This window comes from Pseudomonadota bacterium (assembly GCA_038533575.1).
Taxonomy (GTDB): domain Bacteria; phylum Pseudomonadota; class Alphaproteobacteria; order Rhodobacterales; family Rhodobacteraceae; genus Shimia_B.
Map to the genome: position 1 here is coordinate 143,087 of JBCAYL010000002.1, position 26,176 is coordinate 169,262.

Sequence of the window (26,176 nt, forward strand, 5' to 3'; positions counted from 1 at the left end):
CGCGTCGTCCCTGGTCAGGCACGAACCGTTGGGTCAGGCGTCGCAGCGTTGCTCGGCGTCTTCCACAGCGGCCGTGAAGCCGAGAAGCGAGAATGTGTCGCGCGTCGTCGTCCCGCGGGAGGAGCGCGCCGTGACGATGGCCTGGCTGCCGCGTTTCATGGCGGTGACGATCTTGGCATCCTCGGCAGGGGAGGCGGCCCAGGCCCATTCGCCTTCTGTGAAGAGCTCGAACTCAGTCCCGTCGATGTTGAGATTGACGGTGGAGCCCGACGCGAAGGGATAGCCGCCGGTGAAGTTGAGCTGCCCGGAGACGGAATCCGACGGGCGGTAGAACACCATGAGCAGGATATCCCCGCGCCGCGCTGCCACGACACGCCCCTCGCGGGTGTTCACCGTCTCCTTGGGCGCGGTCACGCCCCAGCATTCCGTGGGATCGTCTGCCACGAAGACGCTCCAGTCGGTATTGGCAGCCACGCGGTTCTCGCTCTGCTCCTGGGCAAAACCGGGAAGAGCGGCGGTGGCGAAGGTGGCCGTGGCGGCCAGCATGGCGATTGAACGGATCATCTCATCAAGCCTCATATGCGGGACGGACGGTGCGCGCTGGCCCGCCCTTGTTGTTGTGTTTTCCATAGCCTAGCGAGGGCGCGTGAGCAAAGGCTCGCGCATCACATTTGCGATTTCTTGCCATCGGGAGAAGCAGGCCATGGACGCGGGCGCACCCCTCATCGAAATCTGGCGCGGCTCGCTCCTCGAGAGCGTGCATGGGGGCCATGCCGTGATCGTGGATGAGAGCGGCGAGATCATCGAGGCCTGGGGCGATCCGGGCGCCCTCATCTTCCCCCGGTCGTCCTGCAAGATGCTGCAGGCGCTGCCCTTGGCGCGGGCGGGGCTCGGCCTCTCGCCGGAGCGGCTCGCGCTGGCCTGCGCGTCCCATCAGGGGGCTGCGCTTCACCGGGGCCATGTCGCGACCTGGTTGGATGAGCTCGGCCTCAGCGATGACGCGCTCCTCTGTGGTCCGCAGCCGCCCCGCGACGCGGCGGAGCGCGACAGGCTCGTGCTGGAGGGTGTCCCGGTCTGCCAGGTCCACAACAATTGCTCGGGAAAGCACGCGGGTTTCCTGCATTTGGCGGCTCATATGGGCGCATCGCCCGAGGGCTACATCGCGCCGGATCATCCGGTGCAGCGGGCCGTGCGCGCGGCCTTCGAGGAGGCCGTGGGCGCCGACAGCCCCACCTGGGCGATTGACGGCTGCTCGGCGCCCAACTTCGCCTGTACGCTGACCGGTCTCGCGCGGGCCATGGCGGGCTTTGCAGCGGCGCGCGAGGGCGCGGAGGCCGCGCTTCGGGAGGCGATGATGGCTCATCCCGAGCTCGTGGCCGGGGAGACCCGCGCCTGCACCGAGCTCATGCGCGCCGCCCCGGGCGTGGCGCTCAAGACCGGCGCGGAGGGAGTCTTCATCGCGATCCTCAGGGACCGGAAGCTGGGCGTCGCGCTCAAGATCGCCGATGGCGCCACGCGCGCCGCTGAGGCGGCGATCGCCGCGCTGCTCATCCGGCTGGGGGCGCTCGATCCCGCGCACCCGGCGGCCTTGAAGCGGCTCGGTCCGATCACGAACTGGGCCGGTCGCGAGACGGGGCGTGTGGCCGCGGGCGCGGCGCTGGCCTGAGCCGCGGAGCGCGCATCCCGGCGCGATACCAGACAAGGCGCGCGGGCGCTCGGTTTCGAGAGCCCCGGTTTCTTTGTGCCCTGTACCTCCGCCGGAGGCATCCGGAACGCGCCCTGCGCGGGGAGATCAGCCGTTGCTCACGATCCTGAGTCCCTGGTCGCGCGGATGTTGGTGGCCGGTGCGGGCGGCGGCCACGCGGCGCATGGGCGCGACATCGGGCACGCTTCGCTCGGGCTTCGCACGGTCCCACATCTCCGTGCGTCCGGGCTGCAGCGCCTGCCAGTGGTCGCGCGCGAGGCCCACCTCCGAGAGCGCGGGCGCCTCGCCGAGGTCCGGCGTCAGGCGGTGCCGCAGGAAGGCGAGCGGGTGCTTGCGCAGTGTCAGGCGCATGGCGACGTAATCTTCCACCACCTCCTCGCCCTCGGTCATGGCCGGCAGGTTCGGCGCCGCCTCAGAGATGGCCTCGTCCTCGGTGTCCTGGGCGAATAGCGGGAGCGGCTTCGTGCCCACCAGCGCCTTGGTCTCCCAGAGCGCCTCGCGCCGTGAGAGGCCGAGGCTCGCGAAGGCATCCGCCTCGGCGAGTGATTTCACCGCCGCGGGGATGATGCCCGCGCGGCGCCAGACATCGCGCACCGTTCGGTAGCCATTGGCGCGGGCGGCCACGATCCAGATCGCATCTTCCTCGGACATGCCCTTGAGCTGGCGGAAGCCCAGCCGGATGGCGAGCGACCCGTCGGGCTGCGGCTCCATGATGTTGTCCCAGTCCGAGGCGTTGATGCAGACGGGCAGGACGGTCACGCCGTGCTCGCGGGCATCGCGGACGATCTGGGCCGGGGCGTAAAATCCCATGGGCTGCGAGTTGAGCAGCGCGCAGGCGAAGATGCCGGGGTGGTGGCATTTCATCCAGGCCGAGACGTAGACCAGGAGCGCGAAGGAGGCGGCATGGGACTCCGGGAAGCCATAGGAGCCGAACCCCTCGATCTGAGAAAAGCAGCGCTCGGAGAAGTCCTGGTCATAGCCGTTGGCGGCCATGCCCTTCATGAAGCGTTTGCGGAATTCCGACACGTTTCCATGCTTTTTGAACGTCGCCAGCGCGCGGCGGAGGCGATCGGCCTCGCTCGGGTCGAAGCCCGCGCCCACGATGGCGATCTGCATGGCCTGCTCCTGGAAGAGGGGCACGCCCAGCGTCTTGCCCAGCACCGCGCCCAGCGCGTCGGAGGGAAAGGTCACCTCCTCCTCCCCGTTGCGGCGGCGGATATAGGGGTGGACCATGTCGCCCTGGATCGGGCCGGGCCGGATGATGGCGACCTGGATGACGAGGTCGTAGAATTTCTGTGGCCGCATGCGCGGCAGGAAGTTCATCTGCGCCCGGCTTTCCACCTGGAAGACGCCGAGCGAGTCGGATTTGCAGAGCATGTCGTAGGTGGGCTTGTCGTCCTCGGGGACGGTCGCCAGCGTGAAGCGGTCGTGGTGGTGCAGGTCGATGAGGTCGAAGGCCTTGCGGATGCAGCTGAGCATCCCGAGGGCGAGGATATCGACCTTCAGGATGCCCAGACTGTCGATGTCGTCCTTGTCCCAGCAGATGACCGTGCGGTCTTCCATGGTGGCGTTCTCCACCGGCACCAGCTCGTCGAGTCGCCCCTCGGTGACGATGAAGCCGCCCACATGCTGGCTGAGGTGCCGGGGAAAGCCGATGATCTCGTAGATCAGCTCCAGCGTCTGGATCAGGTGCTGGTCGGTGGGGTCGAGCCCGATCTCGGCCATCCGCTCCGCCTCGAGCCCGTTGGCCGAGAAAAAGCCCCAGAGCTGGGATGACATGGCCGCGATGGTATCCTCGGAGAGCCCCATGGCCGTGCCCACCTCCCGCACCGCGCGTTTGCCGCGGTAGTGGATGACGGTGGCGCAGAGCCCCGCGCGGTGGCGGCCGTAGCGCTCGTAGATGTGCTGGATCACCTCCTCGCGCCGCTCGTGCTCGAAATCGACGTCGATATCGGGGGGCTCGTTCCGCGCCTCGGAGACGAAACGCTCGAAGACCATGGTGCCGAGTTCGGGGGAGACAGAGGTGACGCCCAGGCAGTAGCACACCACGGAATTGGCCGCCGATCCGCGCCCCTGGCAGAGGATGTTTTGGCTCCGCGCATAGGCGACGATGTCGTGGACGGTGAGGAAGTAGGGCTCGTATTTCAGCTTCCCGATGAGGGAGAGCTCGTGCTCGAGGAGGGTCTTCACCCGCTCCGTCGCGCCTTGCGGGTAGCGCCAGGCGAGCCCCTCATAGGCCAGGCGGCGGAGCCGCGCGGGGGGCTCCTCCCCGCCCATGACCTCCTTGGGGTATTCGTAGCGCAGCTCCTCCAGCGAGAATGTGAGCCGCGCGGCGAGGGCGGCGGCGCGGTCCACCGCGTCCTCGTGACCCTTGAAGAGCCGCCGCATCTCCGCCTCCGAGCGCAGGCGCTGCTCGGCATTGGCCTGCGCCTCCCGGCCCAGCGCGTCGATGCGGGTGCCCAGACGTATGGCGGTGAGCACGTCGGTGAGCTTGCGCCGGCGGCCGTGATGCATGAGCGGGAGCGCGGAGGCCACGAGCGGCAGGCCGAGATCCCGGGTGAGGCGCGCGCGCGCCCTGAGGCGGGCGGCGTCCTGCCCGTCATAGCGCGGCGCGGCGAGGAGGTGACAGGCTCCCGGAAAGCGGCGCGTCAGGGCCCGCGCCGCCTCTGCCCAGGCGCGCCCGCCGGGCTGCGAGAGCGGTTCCCGGGGCGGATGCAGTAGAAGCTCGAGCCCCGCCCCGAAATCCTCGAGATCCGAGAGGTGGAGGATGCAGCGGCCTTTCTCAGCCCGAAGCCGCCCGCGGGAGATGAGCCGGCACAGATGCCCCCAGCCCGCGCGGTCCCGGGGCAGCGCCGTGACGGTGAAGCCATCTACCAGCACGAGCCGCGCTGCGGGAATGAGCCGCGGGACATTCCGGATCGCCGCGCTCGCGGGCCGCGGCAGATGCGCGGGGCAGGGCGGGCCGATGATGCCGTCCCGCGCGTCGGCCTCCGCGCGCAGTTTCACGCGGCGCGCGATCTCCTTGGCTTCGGTATGGGCGCGCACGATGCCTGCCACGCTGTTTTCATCGGCGATGGCGAGCGCCGGCTGACCCAGCAGCGCGGCACGGCGCATATACTCCTCCGGATGCGCGCCGCCGGTGAGGAATGTGAAGTTCGACGTGGCCGAAAGCTCGGCGAAGGGAGGGTGGTCCGTCATGGAGTGGCAGCTCCTGAAACGACTCGGAAGCTTAGTTGTTCACATTTTGTTCCAGATTTCCAGTGCTGTCTTGTGAAAGGGCCACGCCACCGGACCGCCGGGCCATGCCCGTCTCGCGCTGTGCTACTCGGCCGCCCGCTCTCTCGCGCTCTCCTCGGCGCAGGGGCCGCCCGCGTGGCAGGCACGGATCCGGGCGATCTGGTCCTCTGTCGGGTCAGGGAAGGCGCTCCCTCCGCAGGGCCCGAGCGATAGCAGATACCCGTCCGCGGCCTCCTGAAGAAAGACCAGCGTCTCCAGGCCCGGTGCCATCGAGGCGCACCACGGGCCCGCGCAGGTGGCGGCGATGGTCACATCGAGCTCGGTGAGGAAGTCGAACCCGTCACCGGAAAACAACGCACCCGTGAAGCCCGCCGCCACCCGCCGCGTGCCTGCCCAACTCCCCTCTCCCGCCGGTCGCGGCGCCAGCGCCTCCGGTGCAAAGCTGAAGCGACCCAGGGCGATGACGTAGGTCTCCTCCGCGGCGGCCGCATCGAGATAGGCCCGCGACACCGAGACAGGCAGACAGCTCAGGGCACTGGCCGGGGACGCCAGGAAGATAAGACACGCCAGAAAGACTGCTCGCATGGCGCCAGGGTGGACCGGCCTGCCGCCCAAGACAATCCGTTGAGATGGGAGGGTCTCAGATCGCGGGGCCCAGCTCCGCCAGGACGCGCTCGTAGACCTCGCGCTTGAAGGGCACAATTGCCCCTGCCAGCTCCCCAGGGGGCAACCACTTCCAAGCCGAGAACTCGGGGTCTTCGGTGGCGATGTTCACGTCTCCGTCGCCGCCGAGAAAGCGCATGAGAAAATACTTCTGCTCCTGTCCCCGCCACTTGCCGCCCCAGAGCCGCGGCACGAGGTCGGTGGGCAGGTCATAGGCAAGCCAGCCCTGCGTCTCCGCCTCGATCCGCACAAGACTGGCAGGGACGCCCGTCTCTTCCTCCAATTCACGGAGCGCCGCGGCTTCCGGGCTCTCGCCCTTGTCGATCCCGCCCTGCGGCATCTGCCAGGCATCCTGCCCCGACGGTGCGTCGCGGCGCTGCCCCACGAAGACATGGCCCGCCGCGTTCACGAGCATGACGCCCACGTTGCGCCGGTAAGGGAGCCGCGCGATTTCATCCGGTGTCATGACACATGTCCCAAATCCAGATCGGCGCGCCTATGCCCGCCCCGGGCGCACCCGAGCGCAGCGAGGCCACCGAAGGCGCAGGCGTCAGCGCGGCGGGGAGGCGGGCGGGCCCGCTTTGGCAGAACGCGCCGCTCCTGGGCTGGAGCCTCACTGCTGCAGCGCGCTCAGGCCCTTGAGGATGTCGATGGCGTAGGCCAGCTGGTAATCCTCTTCGCGGAGCTCGGCCGTGGCCTCGGCGATGGCCTCCTCCGCCTCGATCTGCTCGAGCTGTTCATCGGTGAGCTCGTTGCCGAGCGACCCGCGCAGGTCCGCTTCAGAGCGAGAAGGGCGCTGATTTTCTTCCTCTTCCTCGGTGACCTCTGCCGCGCGGCGGGGCTGCTCGACGATGATGTCGGGCGAGATACCCAGCGCCTGGATCGAGCGACCCGAGGGCGTGTAGTACCGCGCCGTCGTCAGCCGCATGGCGCCAGAGCCACGCAGCGGCATGATTGATTGGACCGAGCCCTTTCCGAAGCTCTTCGTGCCCACGACGATGGCGCGGCGGTGATCCTGCAGCGCGCCTGCCACGATCTCGGACGCAGAGGCGGAACCGCCATTGATGAGCACCACCACGGGCAGGCCCTGCGCGAGGTCGTCGGGGGAGGCGTTGAAGCGCTCGGCGTCCTGCGGATCGCGGCCCCGGGTGCTCACGATCTCGCCCGCCGTCAGGAATGCGTCGGAGACCCGCACCGCCGCCGTCAGGAGGCCGCCGGGATTGTTGCGCAGGTCCACGACGACGCCCGAGACGTTGGAAATGCCGCCCGCCTCGTCGATCTGCTCGGCGAGCCCGTCGCGCAGGTTAGGGTAGGTCTGGTCGTTGAAGGTGGAGACGCGCAGCACGATGGCGTCGCCCTCGGTGCGCGTGCGCACGGCCGTCAGGCGGATCGTGTCGCGCACGATGGTGATGTCGAAGGGATCGTCCTCGCCCTCGCGCACCACGGTGATCACGATCTCCGAGCCAACGGGGCCGCGCATGAGCTCTACCGCCTCGTCGAGCGTGAGGCCGAGGAGGCCTTCGCCATCCACATGGGTGATGAAATCACCGGCCTCCACGCCCGCGATATCGGCGGGCGTGTCGTCCATGGGAGCCACGACCTTCACGAAGCCCTCCTCCTGGGTCACTTCGATGCCGAGGCCGCCGAACTCCCCGCGCGTCTGCACGCGCATGTCGGCGGCATCGTCGGGCGAGAGATAGGAGGAATGCGGGTCGAGCGAGGTCAGCATCCCGTCGATGGCCGCCTCGATGAGCTCCTCGCTCCCCACCTCTTCGACGTATTGCGCGCGGATGCGCTGGAAGATGTCGCCGAAGAGATCGAGCTGTTCATAGACGTTCGCCTGCTCGTCCGCTTGCTGCGCGAGAAGTGGGCCCGCGACTTGGGTCGTCGCGATCCCGCCGGCTAATATGCCGATCCCTGCCGCAAAGATGAATTTCCGCATCGTCAGTTCCTCTCCAGTGCGAACCACTCTTCGGGGTCTGCTTTTTCCTGATTCACTCGCACTTCGATATAGAGCGTTTCACTGCGCTCGGAGGAAGTGGAGTCCTCACCGGCACCCATCAGGCCGAGGGGCGCGCCGGTGGTGATGACCTCGCCTGCGGACACATAAATATCTTCGAGCCCCGCGAGCACCAGCAAAACGTCGCGGGCGGGCTCAAGGATCATCACATTTCCGTAGTCGAGCAGCGGACCTTCGAAGCGGACGGTGCCCGCCGAGGGCGCAGTGACAAGGGCCGCGGGCTCGGTGGCAAGGATGAGGCCGGGGCGGCTGATCCCGGCTGCATCCGCCTCGCCGAAGCGGCGCAGCACGGTGCCACGCACCGGAAGCTCGAGTGTCCCGGCGAGCGCCTCCGCGCCGGGGAGCGCGGCGGCACCTGCGTCCGTGCCAGTGCCGCCATCGGTCACCCGGGCCAAGCCGGCGGCAAATCCGTCGAGCGTCTCGGAGGCCGCGATGAGGAGCGCGATCTGGATCGGGTCTTCCGTGAAGCGCGTGGGCAGGGGCGCGCGGTCCGCGATCGCGCGAGAGAGCGCCGCGCGCGCCTCCTCTACTCCGACGAGGCCCTCGGTGAGCCGGATGGCGGCATCAGCCTGCAGCGCACGCAGGTCGGACACGTCGGCAAGATCGGCGCGCAGGGCCGCGACCTCGGCCTGCAGCGCGGGCGTCACGTCGGACAGAAGCATGCTCGAGCGGGCCGCGCCCGTGGGTCCCGACGGGTGCAGGAGCATCTGCGGCGTGCCGCGCTGGCTCATGATCTGGAGCGCGCCGATGAGGCGGGATACTTCGTCCTCCTTGGCGGCGAGGCCACGCGTGAGCCTGTCTTCCGCCTGGGCTGCCGCGCGCTGTCCGGCGCGGATTGCGGCGAGCCCGTCCTCGAAGGCGCGAACCGTTTCGGTGAGCGCCGCGATGCGGTCACGGCCGCTATCAGCGGCGTCTAGCGCCTCGGTAGCGGCCTCGATGGCGGCCATGGCGGCGCGGGCCTCCGTCGCGGGGTCCGCCGTCGCGCGTGGCGCGAAGCCAAGGGTCGCGAGGCTCAGGGCGATAGCAGAGAAAAGCACGCGGCCAGCCCCGTTGCTGATCGAAGTGGGCTGCCGGTCAAGTCTGAAGCAGCGGTGTCTCACGTCGGGCGGTCCAGGAGGCTCTCGCCCGTCATTTCGGGTGGCTGCGGGAGCCCCATGAGCGCGAGGAGCGTCGGCGCGAGGTCGGGAAGACGCCCGTCGGCGAGCCGAGCCGCGGCGGGGCCGCCATGGAGCAGGACGGGGACGCGGTTGAGCGTGTGAGCCGTATGCGGGCCGCCGGTTTCGGGGTCCACCATCACCTCGCAATTGCCGTGATCGGCGCAGATGATCATCGCCCCGCCCACCGCATCGAGCGCCTCAACCACCTGACCCAGCCCGCGATCCACGGCCTCGCAGGCCTTGATGGCCGCGTCGAGATCGCCGGTATGGCCCACCATGTCGGGGTTGGCGTAGTTCGTGACGATGAGGTCGTACCCCTTGTGCACCGCCTCCACGAATTTCTGCGTCACCTCCGCGGCCGACATTTCCGGCTGCAGGTCGTAGGTGGCGACCTTGGGAGAGGGCGGCATGAAGCGATCCTCGCCCTTGTAGGGTGCCTCCCTCCCGCCGTTGAGGAAGAAGGTGACATGCGGGTATTTCTCGGTCTCGGCGAGGCGGAACTGCCTGAGGCCTTGCTTGGAGACCCATTCGCCCAACGTGTTGGCGATCTCGCGCTTTGGATAGGCCGTGGCGAGGTATTCGGAGTGGGCGTCAGAATACTCCACCATGCCGAGCTGTGCTGCGAACTGCGGGCGTGTCCCCGTCTCGAAGCCATCGAATCCCGGGGCGCAGAGCGCCGCGAGGATCTCGCGTGCCCGGTCGGCGCGGAAGTTGAGGCAAAAGAGCCCGTCGCCATCGGCCATGCCGCCGAAATCACCGATGACCGTGGGCAGGATGAACTCGTCGCCCGTCCCCGCGGCATAGCTTTGTGCGACGGCGTCGGCGGGGGTGTCCGCCCGTTCGCCGGTGCCGCGCGCCATCGCCATGAACGCCTCTTCGACCCTGTCCCAGCGGTTGTCGCGGTCCATGGCGTAGTAGCGCCCGATAACCGTTACGATCGTTGCACCCTGCGGCAGCGCCTCCTCGAGCCGCGGCAGGAAGGTATCCGCGGTGCGTGGGCCCACGTCGCGCCCATCGGTGATGGCGTGGACCGCCACCGACACGCCCATGGAGGTGAGGAGCTTGGCTGCCGCAATGATATGCGAGAGATGGCCGTGAACGCCCCCGTCCGAGGCCACGCCCATCAGGTGGGCTGTTCCGCCCGTCTCGAGCAGGGCCTCGCCGAAGACCAGGATCTGTTCGTTCTCGAAGAAGCTGCCATCCTCGATGGCGAGGTCGATCTGCCCGAGATCCATCGCCACCACGCGCCCCGCTCCGATATTGGTGTGGCCCACCTCGCTGTTGCCCATCTGGCCGGTGGGCAGGCCCACATCGGGGCCGTGGGTGATAAGCTGCGCTGAGGGGCCTTTGGCGCGCAGGCGATCGAACGTGGGCGTCGCGGCGAGCGCAGGCGCGTTCGCCTCGGTGCTCGGGCTGTCGCCCCAGCCGTCGAGAATGCACAAGACAACGGGTGTAGGTCTGCTCATTCGATCGTCCCCTGCCAGAGGCCCCTGTCTAGCAGAGCGGCGTGGCGCGGCAAGCGGCGGTGGCTTGGTCTGCGCGGGTCGTCACGCGCGATGGTAGGGGCTCCCGGCGAGGATCGAGGCGGCGCGGTAGAGCTGCTCGGCGAGCATGACGCGGGCCAACATGTGCGGCCAAACCATCTTGCCGAAGCTCAGGGAGGCGTCCGCTTGGTTGCGTAGCTCCGGTGCGAGCCCGTCGGCCCCGCCGATGAAGAAGACCGCGTCTTGCGTGCCGGTATCCCGCCACTCTTCCAGCGTTTGGGCGAAATCCGGGGAGCTCATCAGCTTCCCCCGCTCGTCGAGACAGATGCGGCGCGCGCCAGCCGGTGCAGCCTTGGAAAGGAGCTGGGCCTCCTCGGCCATGCCGCCCTTCTTGGCCTCCACTTCGGAAATGGTGAGCTGCGTTAGGCCGAGCCCGCGACCCGTACGCTCGAAGCGCCGGGCATAGTCATCGATCAGATCGCGCTCGGGGCCGGCGCGGAGCCGTCCCACGGCGCAGATCGTCACGCGCATTCAGGTGTTGCCCGCTCCCGAGGCAGCCTCGCCGGACGACAGCCACATCTTCTCGAGCTGGTAGAACTCGCGCACTTCCGGGCGGAAGATATGAACGATGACGTCACCAGCATCGATCAGGACCCAGTCACCCGCGGATTTGCCTTCGGTGCGGCCGCTGATGCCGAGCTCGGAATTGAGCTTTTCGGTCAGCTTGTCGGCGAGGGCAGAGACCTGCCGCGTGGAACGACCGGATGCCACGACCATGAAATCGCCCATCTCGGATTTCCCGCGCAGGTCGATCTCCACAATCTCTTCGGCTTTTTCCTCGGTGAGGGTTCGGGTGATGAGGGCGCGTGTGGCCTCGCTCATCGCTTTGGGGGTAGCTGCGACCATGGCGCTCACCCCTGCATCCGCGGCATGTGCCGCATCAGACGTAAAAGACAGGACATTGTCCTCCTTCTTCTACGCGCCGCTGGCCCCGGCGCTGGGCATGTATCGAAAATAGCCTGCAAAGCGTGTCAGTTCAATGAAACACGCGGGGCGCCCTGCGAGGTGTGACATCACCGCCTATGGCGCCTGCGCCGGCGAGCGCGACCTGCGAGGGATGGATCAGTCCAGCGCCTTCGTAGCGGCGCCCGGGCTCTCGCCCAGCACGCGCACCTCGCGCTGCGGGAAGGGGATGGAAACGCCGTGCTCCTGGAACGCGTCCCAGAGGGCGAGATAGACGTTGCCGCGGATGTTGGTGAGGCCGCCCGTGGGATCGGTGATCCAGAAGCGGAGGATGTAATCCACCGAGCTGTCGCCGAAACCCACGATGTGGCAAACGGGCGGACGCTCCGCCAAGACGCGCTCCACCCCCTGCGCAGCGCCGATCGCGACGCGGCGTACCATGTGCGGGTCGTCTCCATAGGCCGTCCCGAAATAGATATCGAGCCGCACGAACTCGTTGGAATGGGACCAGTTCACCACCTGCCCGGTGATGAGGTCCTCGTTGGGGATAAGGTATTCCTTGCCGTCGCGCGTGACGACGCTGGCATAGCGGGCACCGAGGGTCTGGATCCAGCCGAAGGTCTCGCCAAGCGAGATGACGTCCCCCGGCTTGATCGACTTGTCGAGGAGGATGATGACGCCCGAGACGAGATTCGACACGACCTTCTGCAGGCCAAAGCCGAGACCCACGCCGATGGCGCCCGAGAGGACAGCGAGGCCGGTGAGATCGACGCCCGCGGCGTTGAGGCCGATGACGATGGCGAGGCCGTAGAACACGATCTGCAGGACCTTGACCACGAGCACCTGCATGGAGGGCGACATCTCCTCTGAGCGGCGGATGCGGGCGGAGGTCGTGCGCGTCAGGAGCCGGGCAGCGGTGATGAGGACGCCGAGCGAGATGAGCGCCTGCACGGCGAGAAGCGCGGACAGCCGGAAATCACCGATGGTGAAGGCGAGGCTGTCGAGGACGGCGATGCCCTGATCGAGAAGACCGGTGATCTGGAGGGTCACGTAGGCCCAGGCGCCGTAGCGCACCACCTGCCGGAGCGCCTTGTTGCGGATGAGGCGCGTGGCATAGGCGACGGCGAGCCAAGCCAGGGCGAGCGTGGCGATGATGCCGAGGAGGTAGGATCGCGAGGGCCATGTGATCTCGCGCATCACGAGGACGACCGACCAGATCAGCACGACGAAGATAATCGCGCGCAGCCGCTGGAGGATCGCCAGCACCGACTTGATCCGCCAGAGCGGCCAGCCTTCCCGGGTGGAGAGCCAGGCCCGCGTGCGCGGCGTGATGATGCGGGCGAGGAGCCAGGCGACGAGGAAGAGCCCCAGCGCGATGGCGATCTGATAGGCGCTCCACGGGCGCATTAGCCCGCTCAGGAAGAGCTCGGTTTGCGACAACAGATCCGTGGCGATCGTCGTAAGTTCTTCGAGTTCTTCGGTGCTTGGCTCCATGGAGGGACTGTATCGTCAGGCGGGCGGGTTTCAACCGCGGGTGGCCGGCGGCCCGCCGCGTGCCGGGGTCAGAGATGCGCGCTGGTGATGATCCCGTCGATGCTGCGCCGGACGTCGCTGCTCGCCGCTTCCGTTGCCTCCGAGAGCGATTTGATTTCCTGCGCGATCACGGAAAAGCCGCGCCCCGCCTCCCCGGCGCGGGCCGCTTCCACGGCAGCGTTGAGCGCGATGAGGCGCACGGTGCGCGAGATCGTGTCGATCCGGTCGACGGCATCCCGCGCGGCGCCGCGCGCTGTCTCGGCCTTGACGCGGCTCGTTTCGATGTAGTCGAGATGGGCGGCCTGGATCGCCTCGGTGAGATCGACGGCCGCGAAATGCACGGTCGAATAGGCAAAGGCGATGAGACCCTCGATCTTCTGCGTGTCCACATCGCCGGTGGTCGTGAGATCGGCGACGATGCTCTCCGCGCGCCTGCGATATTCCGAGAGGGGCGCGAGCGTGTCTGAGTGGGCGTCGGCCACGCCGCGCACCCAGCCCAAAGCTTCGGCGTTGAGCTCGGGGATAGGCGCGCGGCCGATGATGGCTCTTTCCATGTTCTTGAGGCCCTGCAGCGCGCGGGCCGCACCTCGGATGGCGGAGCTTTTGCCTTCGACGCTGCTGCTGATCTTGGCCACGCTGGAGAACATGCAGATGCGGATGCAATGCCCCCGGATCAGCGTGGGAAGGTCCGCCATCATGGAGCGCGCGAGCTCTGTATTTGCGTCACGCCCGATGGCGGGCGGGAAACCGATGTCGAAATGCACGTCGTACTGGCCCATGGCCGGGCGATAGCGGGAAATGCTTAAGCGACTGCGAATGAAGGTGAGGCGAAGCGCCTGAAGAGCGCGGGCGCGCTCAGCCCGCAGCTCCGGGCAGGATCGGGACGGCCACCTCGTTGCGTCTCGCCCAGGGCGGGGTCATCGGTCCGTCATAGAAGAAGTAGCGCGGCGCTCCGATCATGGTGAGCTGCCTTGCCTGCGCTTCGTCGATGAGCGCCTGCGTCTGGCGGGCGAGGGCCCCGGCCGTGCGCATCCCGGAGAAGGACAGGACGAGCATCTCTTCGGGCTTGGCCTCAACGAAACGGATCGCGCCGTTCTGCGCGTCAGGCAGCGTCTCCAGCGTGAAGGCGGCGGGCATCATGAAGCTCACCGTCCAGCCTTCGCCCGGGCTCGCCGCGCCCTCGTTGGGCGTTTGCGCCACGGGGACGGTCATGGCGATCTTCTCGCCGGTGGCCTTGCCGCCGAAGATGTAATTGGCCAGCACCTGGAAGCCCCGGCTCACCGCGCGCCCCTGCCCGCCGCGCACGGTCACCTCCGCGAGGATGTGGGGGCGGTAGCTCCGGCGCTCGAACGGGCCCTCGCTTTCGAGGACCTCGTAGGGCGGCAATTCGTAGCCTTTGTACATCTCGCCCTCCGTGGCCGCCGCGACGCCCGCCCCGATCAGGCCGAGGATCAGCACGACGTGGGTCAGGCGGAAGAGGCCGAAGCGATCTGTTTTTGGGCGTCTCATGCATGTGATACGCTGCGGGTGGGGTGATGGATCACGCCGCCTTGCCCCCGGCGGGGTGGAGACGTATCACTATTTTCCGACACTTCAGAGGCGCGATGATCGCAGTGGCTGGCCGGACGCTCTACGACAAAATCTGGGATGCCCATGTCGTCCACCGGGGGGAGGACGGCACGTGCCTTCTCTATATCGACAGGCACTTTGTGCACGAGGTGACGAGCCCGCAGGCTTTCGAGGGCCTGGCCCTGGCCGGTCGCCCCGTTCGCGCGCCGGAGAAGACGATCGTTGTCCCCGATCACAACGTGCCCACGACCTGGGACCGCGCGCAGGGGATCGAGAACGAGGAGAGCCGGATCCAGGTCGAGGCGCTCCATGCCAATGTCGCGAAGTTCAACCTGCCGCACTACTACGACATGAACGATGACCGGCAGGGGATCGTGCACATCGTGGGCCCCGAACAGGGCTGGACGCTCCCGGGCTGCACCATCGTCTGCGGCGACAGCCATACGCCTACCCACGGCGCCTTCGGCGCGCTGGCCCATGGCATCGGGACCTCCGAGGTCGAGCACGTGCTGGCCACCCAGACCCTGATCCAGAAGAAGGCGCGGAACATGCGCGTCCGCGTTTCGGGGGGGCTGCGCCCGGGCGTGACGGCCAAGGACATCGCGCTCCATGTCATTGGGGTCACCGGGACGGGCGGCGGCACGGGTCATGTCATCGAATATGCCGGCGACACGATCGAGGCGCTTTCTATGGAAGGGCGCATGACGATCTGCAATCTCGCCATCGAAGGCGGCGCGCGGGCCGGGCTCATCGCGCCTGACGAGACAACCTTCGCCTATGTCCGGGGGCGGGCGCATGCGCCGAAGGGCGCGCTCTGGGAAGCGGCGCTGAGCTATTGGCGCACGTTGAAGAGCGACGCTGATGCCGTCTTCGACAAGGAGGTGGAGATCGCCGCCGGCGATATCGCGCCCGTCGTCACCTGGGGCACCTCGCCGGAGGACGTGCTCCCCATCACGGGCTCGGTGCCCGCGCCCGAAAGCTTCAGCGGCGGGAAGGTCGCCTCGGCGGCGCGCGCGCTCGATTACATGGGCCTCACGCCCGGCACCAAGTTGTCCGATATCGAGATCGACGCGGTCTTTCTCGGCTCCTGTACCAATGGCCGCATCGAGGATCTTCGTGCCGCCGCCGACATCCTTCGCGGGCGACGGGTGGCGGACCGTGTCCAGACCGCGATCGTGGTGCCGGGCTCGGGTCTCGTCCGGATGCAGGCCGAGGAGGAGGGGCTGGCCGATATCTTCCGAGCCGCGGGCTTCGAATGGCGCCTCGCGGGCTGCTCGATGTGCCTCGGCATGAACCCCGACCAGCTCGGCCCGGAGGTGCGTTGCGCGTCCACCTCGAACCGCAATTTCGAGGGCCGGCAGGGCCGCGGATCCCGCACGCACCTGATGTCTCCGGCCATGGCCGCCGCCGCGGCGGTCACCGGGCGGCTCACGGATGTGCGCGAGCTCAGCTGAGCGCCGGGCTGCGCCAGCGCGCCCTTCAAATCTGAACAATCGCGGCCTCGACGCGTTTCTTTCGCCCGACCAGACGAAGGAGACTGCACATGACATCGGCCCGTTGGACACTCATTTCCGGCATCATCCTCACCTTGGGTGGATTCCTCGGCATCCTGGCGCCCCTGGCGGTCTCCTTCACGGCGACCCTCTTTGTCGGATGGATTTTCCTCTTTCAGGGCGGTCTTGGCCTCTATGCGGCCTTCAAGGATGCCGATGATCGCGGCTGGCAGCTCGTGATGGCGATCCTCGGGATCGTCCTCGGCCTCAGCTTCATCATCAACCCGCTCGGCGGCCTCCTGTCGCTGACGCTTTTCGTGGGCATCCTGCTCGCCTCCTCTGGCGCGCTGCGCCTCTGGATGGCCTATCGGGGATCCTTCGGGCTGCCGCGCTGGGTGCTGATCCTCGGCGGCGTGGCGTCTTTCGCGCTGGGCGTGATCATGATGTTTGGCCTCGCGGGCTCAGGTCCGGCGATCCTCGGCCTCCTCATTTCGCTCGAGATGGTGATGATGGGCTCCGCGCTCGTGGCAATGGGCTGGCGCGGCAAGGCCGCCGCCCCACAGACGGCTGATCGCGAAGACTCCGTCAACGCGTGAGCGCGGGCCGGGCGCAGGCCCGGTGATGCATGAGGGCCACAGGATTTGGGGCCGCGCCATTGCGCTGCGGCCCCAAAGGCACACCATATCTGGGCCCAAGCCGCTCAAATGCCTGAATTTGAGGCGGCGACGCAACGCCCATACGGACCAGCCCCGGTCAAGACCCAAAAAGATTCTCTCGGTGAAAACAGGCGCTTGCCCGCCGATGTGAAAGTGGGCACAATCACGGCAAGAATGAGGCATCCGGGTTTAGCAGGCTCGGGATCAAGAACTGGGACAAGGCTCCGGCATCGTATCGGCGTCGTCCATTTTTGAGGGTCAGGCAGTGTTTTCACGGCTCCCAGGGGCGTTTTTGCGCGCATTGCTCGTGGTCTGGATGATCGCGACACCATCGCTGCTTCTTCCCGAAGCAGGGCCGGATGCCACACAGGTCGTGGCACTCGTTGCCATATTTGCAGCCGTCATCACGCTGATCGAATACGCGTCCGACTATCCCTCCCTCATCGAATTCCGCCACGCGCCGCCCTTCAACCGAGTGCGCTTTGTCTCGCTCTTCGTGACGGTCTTCCTGCTGACCATCATCGCGCGGGGCGCCATCGCGCCGACGGCTATGACCGAAATCATGACCGATATCGGCAAGATCATCGGCTATGCCATCGACTTCCCTTATTCGCCGGTGCGCAACATGGTCCTAGCCCTGCCAGAGGGCGCCAATCCCGACCAGGTGGATGCGATCCGTACCGCCGCGGGCATCAGCTATCTTAGCTCGCTCCTGTCGCTGGCGATCTTCGTCATCATCATCCGCGTCTTCCACTGGCCGGGTCGGTTCGGGAGCTTCAATGTCTGGGTCAATCTGCCGACCTTCGATCCCACGGCGGGCGGTGACGTCGTCGAGCGGCTTCAGCGCGATGCGCGGTTCAACATTGCCATGGGCTTCCTTTTGCCTTTCATCATACCGGCAGTACTCAAGATCGCGGCGGAGACGTTCGAGCCGATTTCCGTGGCCTCGCCGCAATCGCTCATTTGGATGATGACGGCATGGGCCTTCTTGCCATCCTCGCTTTTCATGCGCGGCATCGCCATGGGGCGCGTGGCGCAAATGATCGAAGACAAGCGTCGCCAGCGCTACGCCGAGTTCGGCGAGGAGCAGGCGCTGGCCTGATCTTCTTCGTCTGGGCCCTGGCGGCCTCGGGTGAAACGCTCCGCATCGCCAGCTACAACACCGAGCTCACGCGGGAGGGTCCCGGGCTCTTGGTGCGGGATCTTGGGCGAGGGGCCAAAGACATCGAGTTCGTGTTGACCCGCATGGCGGAGGTCGATGCCGATCTCTGGGTATTGCAGAATTTCGACTTCGACCTCGATGGCGTGGCGCTCTCCCGCTTCGCCGCAGCCGCGGGCTATGCGCACAGCTTCGCCCAAGCGCCCAACGGCGGACGGCAGAGCGGGGTCGATCTCGATGGTGACGGCCGCCTCGGCGGGCGCGACGACAGCCAGGGCTTCGGCTGGTTCTCCGGGCAGGGCGGCATGGCCGTGCTCTCCCGCTATCCGGTCACTCTGCGCGGCGATGAGACGGCGCGTCTTTGGGCCGACATTCCATGGGCCACGCTGCCCGAGACGATGGACGCGGAGGCGCGCGCCGTGCAGCGCCTGTCCTCCACGGCCCATTGGGCGCTGCGCGTCGACTTCCCCGGTGGCCCTCTCACGGTGCTCACCGCCCATGCCACCCCGCCTGTCTTCGATGGACCGGAGGATCGCAATGGCCTGCGAAACGCCGACGAAATCAGGCTCGTCGCCGAGATGCTGGAGGCCACCGCTGGCCCCGTGGTGATCGCGGCGAACCTCAACGTCGACCCCGCGCGCGGCGAAGGCCGGCGTGCTGTGATCGCGGAGCTTCTCGCGCATCCGCGCTTGCGCGATCCCCTCCCCGGCGCGGTTACCGTGGATTTCGGGGCGGAGTCGGGCGGCAGACTTCGGGTCACCTACGTCTTGCCCACCCGCGATCTCGGCCTCTCGGGCGCCGGGATCTTTCGGTACGGCAGCCGACCGGAGGGCTTCACCCGGCACGACCCCGTCTGGATCGATATCAAGCTGCCCGTGGGCGAGTGACTCCCCCGTATCGCATTCCTTAACGTCAGCAGTCACCTCAGTCCCCGGCTTGACCCCTCCGAACGCGGCGGCTACCGCCCTCGCGACACCCCTCTGAGGCCACACGCGGAGCGACCCATGACAAAATCCCTGCTCATCCTGCCCGGCGACGGCATCGGCCCCGAGGTGATGGCCGAGGTCCGCAAGGTGATCGACTGGATGGAGAGCCAGGGTCACGCCTTCGACGTGAGCGAGGATCTCGTGGGCGGCGCGGCTTACGACGCCCATGGCACGCCTTTGACCGACGCCACGATGCAGAAGGCGCAAGAGGTGGACGCCGTCCTTCTCGGCGCGGTGGGCGGGTACAAGTATGACAAGCTCGATTTCTCCGTGAAACCCGAGCGCGGGCTCCTGCGGCTCCGCAAGGAGATGGACCTTTTCGCCAATCTTCGCCCGGCGCAGTGCTTCGACGCGCTGGCCGAGTTCTCCTCGCTGAAGAAAGAGGTGGTGGCGGGCCTCGACATCGTCATCATCCGCGAGCTCACATCGGGCATCTACTTCGGCGAGCCACGCGGGATTATCAAGGAAGGCAACGAGCGCGTGGGCATCAACACCCAGCGCTACACCGAGAGCGAGATCGCCCGCGTGGCCCGTGCCGCCTTCGAGCTCGCGCGGAAGCGGCAGGGCCGTGTTTGCTCCATGGAAAAGGCCAACGTGATGGAGTCGGGCATCCTCTGGCGCGATGTCGTCACCGAGGTCCATGCCGAGTACGAGGACGTGGCGCTCTCGCACATGTACGCCGATGCCGGCGCCATGCAGCTCGTCCGCGACCCCAAGCAATTCGACGTCATCGTGACCGACAATCTCTTCGGCGATCTCCTGTCCGACGCCGCCGCCATGCTCACCGGCTCGCTTGGGATGCTGCCGTCGGCCTCCCTCGGCGCGCCCATGGAAAATGGCCGCCCGAAGGCGCTCTATGAGCCCGTCCATGGCTCCGCGCCCGACATCGCGGGGCAGGGCAAAGCCAACCCTTGCGCCTGCATCCTGAGCTTTGCCATGGCGCTGCGCTACTCGTTCGACATGGGCGAGGAGGCCACGCGCCTCGAGTGGGCGGTGGAGCAGGTGCTCCGCGACGGGGTCCGCACGCCCGATCTCATGCAGGCGGATGGCGGCGCCCCCGCGACGACTGCCGAGATGGGCGACGCGGTGGTGGCCGCGCTCGAAGCGGGCTGAGGCCCAGCACTGCGCGAATTGCGGGCAGGCGAGCCCTCCACGTCTGCCGCTAGGCTTGCTCTGCCTTGTCCTCCGCGCCGCGGCCCATAAAGTGACCGTGGCTGGGAAAGGAGGCCCTCATGTCGGTCAATCTGCGCGCCGTGACGCTCGCGCTGGCGGCTTTCGGGCTATTCGCGACCCATGACGTGATCGTCAAGCTCCTCGGGGCCGACTACTCCGCCTTCCAGATCGTCTTCTTCTCGGTCCTCTTCAGCTTTCCCGTCGCCACGGTCCTGCTCCTGCGGGACGAGACCTCCGGCACGCTCATCCCGAAGCACCCCTGGTGGGTCATCGCGCGTACGCTCGCGGCGGTGATCACGGGGGCCGCGGCCTTCTATGCGTTTTCCGTGCTGCCCCTCGCGCAGGTCTACGCGATCCTCTTTGCCTCGCCGCTCCTCATCACCATCATGTCGGTGCCATTTCTCGGTGAGAAGGTTGGCCTCCGGCGCGGTCTCGCGGTTCTCGCGGGGCTGGGCGGTGTCCTCGTGGTGCTCAATCCCGGCGCGACGGAGCTCGGCCTCGGGCACCTCGCGGCGCTCACCTGCGCGCTTTTCGGCTCCTTTGCCTCCATCGTGGTGCGCAAGATCGGGCGGGAGGAGCGGTCCATCGTGCTCGTGCTCTACCCGCTCGTGACGAACTTCGTCCTGATGGGCGCGCTGATGCCGCTCGTCTACCGGCCCATGCCGGTGGAGCATCTGGGCCTGTCCTTCGCGATGGCCGCGCTGGCGATGGTTGCCATGCTCTGCCTGATCGCGGCCTACAAGGCGGGCGAGGCCGCCATCGTGGCGCCCATGCAGTATAGCCAAATTCTCTGGGCCACAGCCTATGGCGCGCTCTTCTTTGGCGAGCTGCCGCGGCTCAACACCGCCATCGGCGCAGCGATCATCATCGCGGCGGGCGTCTACATCGTGCTCCGCGAGAGCCGGAAGCCCGGCAGTCAGGCCCCGGTGCTGCGCACCCGCACGCGCCTCGATACAGGCACCGTCCCCCGGGTGAGCACGCTCATCCGCGCGGGCGGCGCGGAGCCGCCCAACGCGCCTATGCCCGGCGCGGTCGGGGCCAGCCCCTCGCGCGGGATGCGCGGCCTGCCCGGGCGCGGCTAGGCACCGCGAATCCCCTTGCCAAGCGATAGGCGCGCCGCTAGGCACCGCGCCACGGTCGGAGTGTAGCTCAGCCTGGTAGAGCACTGTCTTCGGGAGGCAGGGGTCGTGAGTTCGAATCTCGCCACTCCGACCAATTCAGCCCCTTCGCATCGCCCCGGACCGCGCGGCTAGATCACCGCGTGCTCCACGAATTTGCGGCCCTCGGCGACGCGGGTGACGGCGAATTCGGACATGTCGATGCTCTGGTAAGCGCCGGTCATGAGCCATTCGGCCGTGGCGCGGCCCATGGCGGTGCTCTGCTGGAGCCCGTGGCCGGAAAAGCCGTTGAGGAAGGTGAGGTTCTCTGCCTTGGGATGGGCGCCCATGAGCGCGTTGTGGTCGAAGGGATTGTACTCGTAGTGCCCTGCCCACTCGCTCACCACCTTCACCCGCTCGAAGGCGGGGATGCGGTGCGCGATTGCAGGCCAGGCTTTCTCCATCCACACGTCGCCGTCCATCGTGAAATCGGTGGGCTCCACGGCGGGATCGTCATCCGGCGTGGCACCCACGAGGTAGGTCTTTGGCCCGTCTTGCCGGACATGGACGCCGGAAGGGTCGATCGTGAGCGGCAGGTCGCGGTCGAGCGGGTCTGCCGCGGAGATGATGTAAGTGTAGCGCTTGCGTGGCTCCACGGGCAGCGCGATCCCGGCCATGGCCGCGATGGTGGCCGCGCGGGGGCCGGCGGCGTTAAGCACCTGCCCGCAGGCCACCGCCTCCCCGGAGGCAAATTCCACATGGGTGATCTTCGCCCCGTCCATGCGAAGCCCCGTCGCGCGGTTCTTGCAGTATTCCACGCCGCGTTCGCGGGCGAGGCGGCGGAACCATTCGAAGAGCGTGCCGCCGTCGAAATACCCCTCGTCGCACGTGTTGATCGTGCCGATGGCGATGTCGTCGAGGTGGTAGAACGGATAGCGCGCGGCGATCTCCTCTCGGTCGAGCACCTCGGTGGCCGCGCCCGCGGCCCGCTGCAGCGCCGCCCGCCCGCGCAGGTCCTCGGCGCGGGAGGCATCGGCGGCGAGATAGAGGTAGCCGTAGCTCTGCAGGAGGATCTCGGGCACGCGGTCATCGCCCATCTCCTCCGCCGCGTTCTTGATGAAATGCGCGCCGAACTGGCTGATCTCGATGTTGAGCGGATTGGTGAATTGCTGGCGGATGCAGCTGTTGGTGTGGGCCGTGGAGGTCTGGGCGTAGCTCGGATCCATCTCCACCACGAGGACCCGGCCCCTGTACCCCAGCTTCGTGAGCCAGAACGCTGTGGAGGAGCCCATCATGGCCCCGCCGATGATAACGATGTCGTAGCTCTTGTGCTTCGGTGCCTGCCAGTCGGTCACGGCGCGTCTCCCTTGGCCATGGCCGCGACGACAGCGGCGATCTCGTCCTCGGTCAAGCCGTAGATGTCGCGCGCGGCGGCCTCAGTGATGTATCCCATGGCAAGATCGCGCTTCACCGCCGCGGGGTCGCGCTCTACTGGCGCGCCGAAGCCCGCCCCGCCCGGGAAGGCCATGCGGACGATGTCTCCTTCGGGCACGAATTGGCGGCCTTTGCCGCGCATCTCGGTGCCGTCTTTCCGCGTGATCTGGGTCGCGCCGCCCGCCCCGCCGCCGCGCCGGCCGCGCGCGGGATGATGGACGCGGTCGAGCATGGCGGAGATGTCGAATTCGTGGCCTGCGCGCGCGCCCACATCCATGACCTGCCCGAGCCCGCCCCGCTGCGCGCCTGCGCCGCCCGAATCCGGGCGCAGCTCCTTGCGCCAGATGAGGACCGGGCCCACCTGCTCGGTGGCTTCCACGGGCATGGTCATGACGCCGGAGGGGAAGGCCGTGGCGCTGAGCCCGTCGAGCGCGGGCCGCGCGCCCGAGCCGCCGGAATTGAAGGTCAGCACCTCTGCGCGTCGGCCCTCTGGCCCAGTGGGGCGGAGCGAGACCTGGAAGTTGCAGAGGCAGCCCGCGCCCTCGGCGGGCACTGTATCCGGCAAGAACGTGTCGAGCGCGTCATAGATCGTGTCGGGCACCATGTGTCCGATGACGTGCCTGAGCGCCACCGGCGCGGGCGGCAATGCGTTCACGATGGAGCCCTCGGGCGCGGTCACCTCGAAGGGCGCAAGCGAGGCGGCGTTGTTCGGGATCTCCGGCGCGATGGCGCATTTGAGCGCGTAGCACGCATAGGCCTTCGTGTAGACGAGAGGCACGTTGATCCCCTTCTTGTCCACGCCGCTCGTGCCCGTCCAGTCGCTCAGGATACGGTCCTTCTCGATGGTGACTCTGACCCGGAGGTCGATGGGCGCGGCGTAGCCATCGATGCGCATGTGGCCCTCGGCCTCGCCGGGGGAGAGCGCGTTGATGGCGGCCAGCGTGGCCTCGCGGGAGCGGGTGAGGATGAAGTCCGAGAGCGCGCCGAGATCGGCGAGCGAGAACTCCGCCATCATCTCGTGCAGACGCCGCGCGCCGATATCGTTGCAGGTGGCGAGCGCGTAGATGTCTCCCACGAGCTGGTCGGGCTCCCGGACATTGGCGCGGATGAGCGCGAGGAGCGTGGCATCCACATTGCCCGCCTTGATGAAGGGCATCGTGGGGATCGCGAGCCCTTCTTCGTGGACATCGTTGGCATCGGCTCCGAAGCCCCGCCCGCCGATATCGGTCACATGCGCAGTGCAGGCGAAGAAGCCCGTGCGCGTGCCACGGTGGAAGACCGGCGTGACGATGGTGATGTCGTGCTTGTGGCCCGTCCCCTCCCAGGGGTCATTGGTGATGTAGACATCGCCCTCGTTCATCTCGGGAATGCGGCGGATGACGTGGCCCACGGCATCGGCCATGGCGTTCACGTGCCCCGGCGTGCCGGTGACGGCCTGCGCGAGCATCTCGCCCGCGGCGTTGTAGACGCCCGCCGAAAGGTCTCCCGCCTCGCGGACGGAGGTGGAGAAGGCCGTGCGCACGAGGGCCTGCGCCTGTTCTTCGACAATGGAGATGAGGCGGTTCCACATGACCTGGTGCGCCACGGTGGAGATATCGGCCCCGCCCCGGACCTGATCCGGGGCCTCCGAGAGCACGATGTTGCCGTCGGCGGCCTTGTGGGCGATCCGGCTCGAGGGGACGACGATGGTGGTTTCACGTTCCGTGATGAGCGCTGGGCCGGGGATGGTGCTGCCTGCCTCGAACGCGTCCCGGTCGAGGAGCGCGGCCTCAACTGTGTCGCCAAAGGCCGGATCGAAGAGCGTGCGATGAAGGAGGGGCCCCGGGTCGAGCCCGGGACGGGGCGTGCTTTCGCTCCGAACCTGATCCGAGGCCTCCACCACGGTCGTGGCATTCACCGACCAGACCGTGATCTCCGCCACCATGCCCGCCACCGTGCGGCTGAAGCGCTTTTCGTATTCCGCCTCGAAGAGCGCGAGGATCGTGTCCGCGTCGGGCGCGGCGGCCTGCGGGGCGGTGAGCATCACCGGGATCTCCCAGCCCTGACCCCGGTAGCGCATGAAGACGCGGTGCTCTAGGACGATCTCCGCCTCCGCGTCGCAGGTGCGCACGAAGCCTGCCGCTTCCGCCTCCATCTCGGCAAAGAGCGTGGCGACACGGGCGCCGTCGAAGGCTGCCAGGGGCATGAAGACGGTGCGGTTGGCCTCGAAGGAGAACGGCGCGCGCAGGAAGCCGATGGCAGAGCCCACGCCCGCCCCGGCCGGCACAAGGCATGTCGAAATGCCCAGCTTCTCGCAAAGCCGCGCTGCATGGAGCGGCGCCGCGCCGCCGAATGCGATCATGGTGTAATCTGCCAGATCCTCCCCGTTTTCGACGGCGTGGACGCGCGCGGCATTGGCCATGTTCTCGTCCACCACCTCGGCCAGTCCGAAGGCCGCCTCTTCCGCGCCCATGTCGAGACGAGCGCCAAGTGCTTTCGAAAGCGCCTCTTCCGCGCGGGAGGCCACGAGCGGGATCGTGCCGCCGGCGAAGCGCTCGGGGTCGAGCCGGCCGAGAACGAGGTCCGCATCCGTGACGGCAGGCCGCGTTCCGCCGCGCCCGTAGCAGGCAGGGCCCGGCTCGGAGCCCGCGCTTTCGGGGCCCACGCGGATCTGGCCCATGCCGTCCACTGAAGCCAGTGAGCCACCTCCCGCGCCGATCTCCACCATGTCGATGACGGGGATGGAGATCGGCATGCCCGAGCCCTTCTTGAAGCGATAGGAACGCGCCACCTCGAAGACCCGCGCCGTTTTTGGCCGGCCATTCCGGATCAGGCAGATCTTCGCCGTTGTGCCGCCCATGTCGAAGCTCAGCACCTTCTTAAGCCCGTGCCGCGCGGCGATCTCCGCAGCGAAGACCGCGCCCCCGGCTGGGCCCGACTCGACGAGCCGCACCGGAAACTCGGCGGCGCTTTCGAGCGAAATGATCCCGCCGCCGGAATGCATCAGGAAGATCGGGCAAGACGCGCCCTCGGCGGCGAGCCGGGCCTCGAGCCGCAAGAGGTAGCTCTTCATGAGCGGCTGGATGTAGGCATTGGCGATGGTGGTGTTGAAGCGCTCGTATTCCCGCATCTGGGGCGACACATCCGAGGAGAGCGAGATCATCACGCCCGGGAGCCGCGCGCTCAGCACTTCGCGCACCAGCCTCTCATGGGCTGGATTGGCATAAGCATGGAGAAAGCCTACCGCGATGGCCGCGTAGCCGCCTTCGGCGAGCCGCTCGGCAAGCACCTCGATGTCCGCCCGCGCGAGAGGCACGAGCATGCCGCCATCGGCATCCATCCGTTCGCGGAGGGTGAAGCGGCGGTGGCGGGGGATGAGCGGCTCCGGGAGCGTCAGGTTGAGGTCGTACTGCTCGAACCGGCTCTCGGTGCGCATCTCGATCACGTCGCGAAAGCCCTCGGTGGTCACGAAGGCCGTGCGTGCCCCGCGGCGCTCGATGAGCGCGTTGGTCGCGAGCGTCGTTCCGTGGATGATCTGGGTGATCTGGCTTGCCGCGATCCCCGCCGCGGCGCAGACCTCGGCCATCCCCGCCACGATGGCGTCCTCGGGCGCCGCATAGGTCGTGAGGACCTTGGTGGAGCGCTGGCCGAACGGGCCCTCGAGGACGACATCGGTGAACGTCCCGCCGATATCGACCCCCATCCTGATCTTGTCCGCCACGTCCGTCTCCACCTCGCCTCGCTGGCGCTGACGCTACCTGCCTCTTTCGGCGGCGGGAATGGCTTTCTGCGGCGCCCGGCGGGGCGCGGCGATCCCGTGCTTTGACCGGCGGCACTTTGACGGTAGGCCTTGGGCAACACGAAGGGT

General features: G+C 67.7%; 21 protein-coding genes, 1 tRNA gene and 1 pseudogene. 8 read left to right on the forward strand and 15 right to left on the reverse strand.

All coding sequences use genetic code 11. The annotated features are described in order from the left end of the window. Positions 1-33: 33 nt before the first annotated feature. The gene (locus AAFM92_12680; protein ID MEL7301231.1) at positions 34-546 is read right to left on the reverse strand and encodes an invasion associated locus B family protein; all 513 of its coding nucleotides are present in this window, start codon (positions 544-546) and stop codon (positions 34-36) included. Between the two features lie 157 nt (positions 547-703). Between AAFM92_12680 and AAFM92_12685 the strand changes: the two genes are divergently transcribed. After that, positions 704-1,666: an asparaginase gene (locus AAFM92_12685; GenBank protein MEL7301232.1), complete on the forward strand. Its 963-nt coding sequence runs from the start codon at positions 704-706 to the stop codon at positions 1,664-1,666. Positions 1,667-1,792: 126 nt separating this feature from the next. Here the strand turns inward: AAFM92_12685 and AAFM92_12690 are convergent, their stop codons facing one another. From AAFM92_12690 to AAFM92_12740, 11 genes are all read right to left on the reverse strand, one after another. Further along, positions 1,793-4,903: an error-prone DNA polymerase gene (locus AAFM92_12690; GenBank protein MEL7301233.1), complete on the reverse strand. Its 3,111-nt coding sequence runs from the start codon at positions 4,901-4,903 to the stop codon at positions 1,793-1,795. A 123-nt stretch (positions 4,904-5,026) separates the two neighbouring features. Next, complete coding sequence (locus AAFM92_12695; protein MEL7301234.1) at positions 5,027-5,527, reverse strand: hypothetical protein; 501 nt, start codon at positions 5,525-5,527, stop codon at positions 5,027-5,029. Positions 5,528-5,582: 55 nt separating this feature from the next. After that, positions 5,583-6,071 carry an RNA pyrophosphohydrolase gene (locus AAFM92_12700; protein ID MEL7301235.1) on the reverse strand — a complete coding sequence of 163 codons (489 nt, stop codon included), beginning with the start codon at positions 6,069-6,071 and terminating at the stop codon, positions 5,583-5,585. Positions 6,072-6,218: 147 nt separating this feature from the next. Next, positions 6,219-7,547, reverse strand: coding sequence for a S41 family peptidase (locus AAFM92_12705; protein ID MEL7301236.1), 1,329 nt, complete (start codon positions 7,545-7,547; stop codon positions 6,219-6,221). Positions 7,548-7,549: 2 nt separating this feature from the next. Further along, positions 7,550-8,662, reverse strand: a complete 1,113-nt coding sequence (locus AAFM92_12710) for a peptidoglycan DD-metalloendopeptidase family protein (GenBank protein MEL7301237.1) — start codon at positions 8,660-8,662, stop codon at positions 7,550-7,552. Positions 8,663-8,721: 59 nt separating this feature from the next. Then, complete coding sequence (gene gpmI / locus AAFM92_12715; protein ID MEL7301238.1) at positions 8,722-10,248, reverse strand: 2,3-bisphosphoglycerate-independent phosphoglycerate mutase; 1,527 nt, start codon at positions 10,246-10,248, stop codon at positions 8,722-8,724. Positions 10,249-10,329: 81 nt separating this feature from the next. Then, a complete protein-coding gene (gene rlmH / locus AAFM92_12720) occupies positions 10,330-10,797 on the reverse strand; it encodes a 23S rRNA (pseudouridine(1915)-N(3))-methyltransferase RlmH (protein MEL7301239.1) in 468 nt (155 codons plus the stop codon). Beyond that, positions 10,798-11,172: a ribosome silencing factor gene (gene rsfS, locus AAFM92_12725; GenBank protein ID MEL7301240.1), complete on the reverse strand. Its 375-nt coding sequence runs from the start codon at positions 11,170-11,172 to the stop codon at positions 10,798-10,800. 216 nt (positions 11,173-11,388) lie between these two features. Then, entirely contained in the window at positions 11,389-12,723 is a 1,335-nt protein-coding gene (locus tag AAFM92_12730; GenBank protein MEL7301241.1) for a mechanosensitive ion channel domain-containing protein, read from the reverse strand. Positions 12,724-12,791: 68 nt separating this feature from the next. Beyond that, on the reverse strand, positions 12,792-13,541 hold the full coding sequence (locus AAFM92_12735) for a methyl-accepting chemotaxis protein (GenBank protein ID MEL7301242.1): 750 nt from the start codon (positions 13,539-13,541) through the stop codon (positions 12,792-12,794). A 76-nt stretch (positions 13,542-13,617) separates the two neighbouring features. After that, on the reverse strand, positions 13,618-14,271 hold the full coding sequence (locus tag AAFM92_12740; protein ID MEL7301243.1) for a heme-binding protein: 654 nt from the start codon (positions 14,269-14,271) through the stop codon (positions 13,618-13,620). A 95-nt stretch (positions 14,272-14,366) separates the two neighbouring features. Here AAFM92_12740 and leuC point away from each other — a divergent pair, with 95 nt between their 5' ends. The 7 genes from leuC (at position 14,367) to AAFM92_12775 (ending at position 21,013) form a co-directional block, all read left to right on the forward strand. Continuing rightward, complete coding sequence (gene leuC / locus AAFM92_12745; GenBank protein ID MEL7301244.1) at positions 14,367-15,785, forward strand: 3-isopropylmalate dehydratase large subunit; 1,419 nt, start codon at positions 14,367-14,369, stop codon at positions 15,783-15,785. 89 nt (positions 15,786-15,874) lie between these two features. Then, positions 15,875-16,420: a DUF308 domain-containing protein gene (locus AAFM92_12750; protein ID MEL7301245.1), complete on the forward strand. Its 546-nt coding sequence runs from the start codon at positions 15,875-15,877 to the stop codon at positions 16,418-16,420. Positions 16,421-16,796: 376 nt separating this feature from the next. Continuing rightward, on the forward strand, positions 16,797-17,582 hold the full coding sequence (locus AAFM92_12755; GenBank protein ID MEL7301246.1) for a hypothetical protein: 786 nt from the start codon (positions 16,797-16,799) through the stop codon (positions 17,580-17,582). A 44-nt stretch (positions 17,583-17,626) separates the two neighbouring features. Continuing rightward, complete coding sequence (locus AAFM92_12760; GenBank protein MEL7301247.1) at positions 17,627-18,526, forward strand: endonuclease/exonuclease/phosphatase family protein; 900 nt, start codon at positions 17,627-17,629, stop codon at positions 18,524-18,526. Between the two features lie 117 nt (positions 18,527-18,643). Further along, entirely contained in the window at positions 18,644-19,738 is a 1,095-nt protein-coding gene (leuB, locus tag AAFM92_12765) for a 3-isopropylmalate dehydrogenase (GenBank protein MEL7301248.1), read from the forward strand. Positions 19,739-19,857: 119 nt separating this feature from the next. Further along, positions 19,858-20,880 (forward strand): DMT family transporter, encoded by a 1,023-nt coding sequence (locus AAFM92_12770; protein ID MEL7301249.1) that lies wholly within the window; start codon positions 19,858-19,860, stop codon positions 20,878-20,880. A 56-nt stretch (positions 20,881-20,936) separates the two neighbouring features. Further along, positions 20,937-21,013, forward strand: a tRNA-Pro gene (locus AAFM92_12775). Between the two features lie 34 nt (positions 21,014-21,047). Here the strand turns inward: AAFM92_12775 and AAFM92_12780 are convergent. The 3 genes and pseudogenes from AAFM92_12780 to AAFM92_12790 all read right to left on the reverse strand — a co-directional run bounded on the left by AAFM92_12780 (position 21,048) and on the right by AAFM92_12790 (position 26,029). Beyond that, positions 21,048-22,250 carry an FAD-binding oxidoreductase gene (locus AAFM92_12780; protein ID MEL7301250.1) on the reverse strand — a complete coding sequence of 401 codons (1,203 nt, stop codon included), beginning with the start codon at positions 22,248-22,250 and terminating at the stop codon, positions 21,048-21,050. Next, the gene (locus tag AAFM92_12785; GenBank protein ID MEL7301251.1) at positions 22,247-23,965 is read right to left on the reverse strand and encodes a hydantoinase B/oxoprolinase family protein; all 1,719 of its coding nucleotides are present in this window, start codon (positions 23,963-23,965) and stop codon (positions 22,247-22,249) included. The genes AAFM92_12780 and AAFM92_12785 overlap by 4 nt, the downstream gene beginning before the upstream one ends. After that, positions 23,966-26,029: pseudogene (locus AAFM92_12790) on the reverse strand (hydantoinase/oxoprolinase family protein). Positions 26,030-26,176 lie beyond the last annotated feature (147 nt).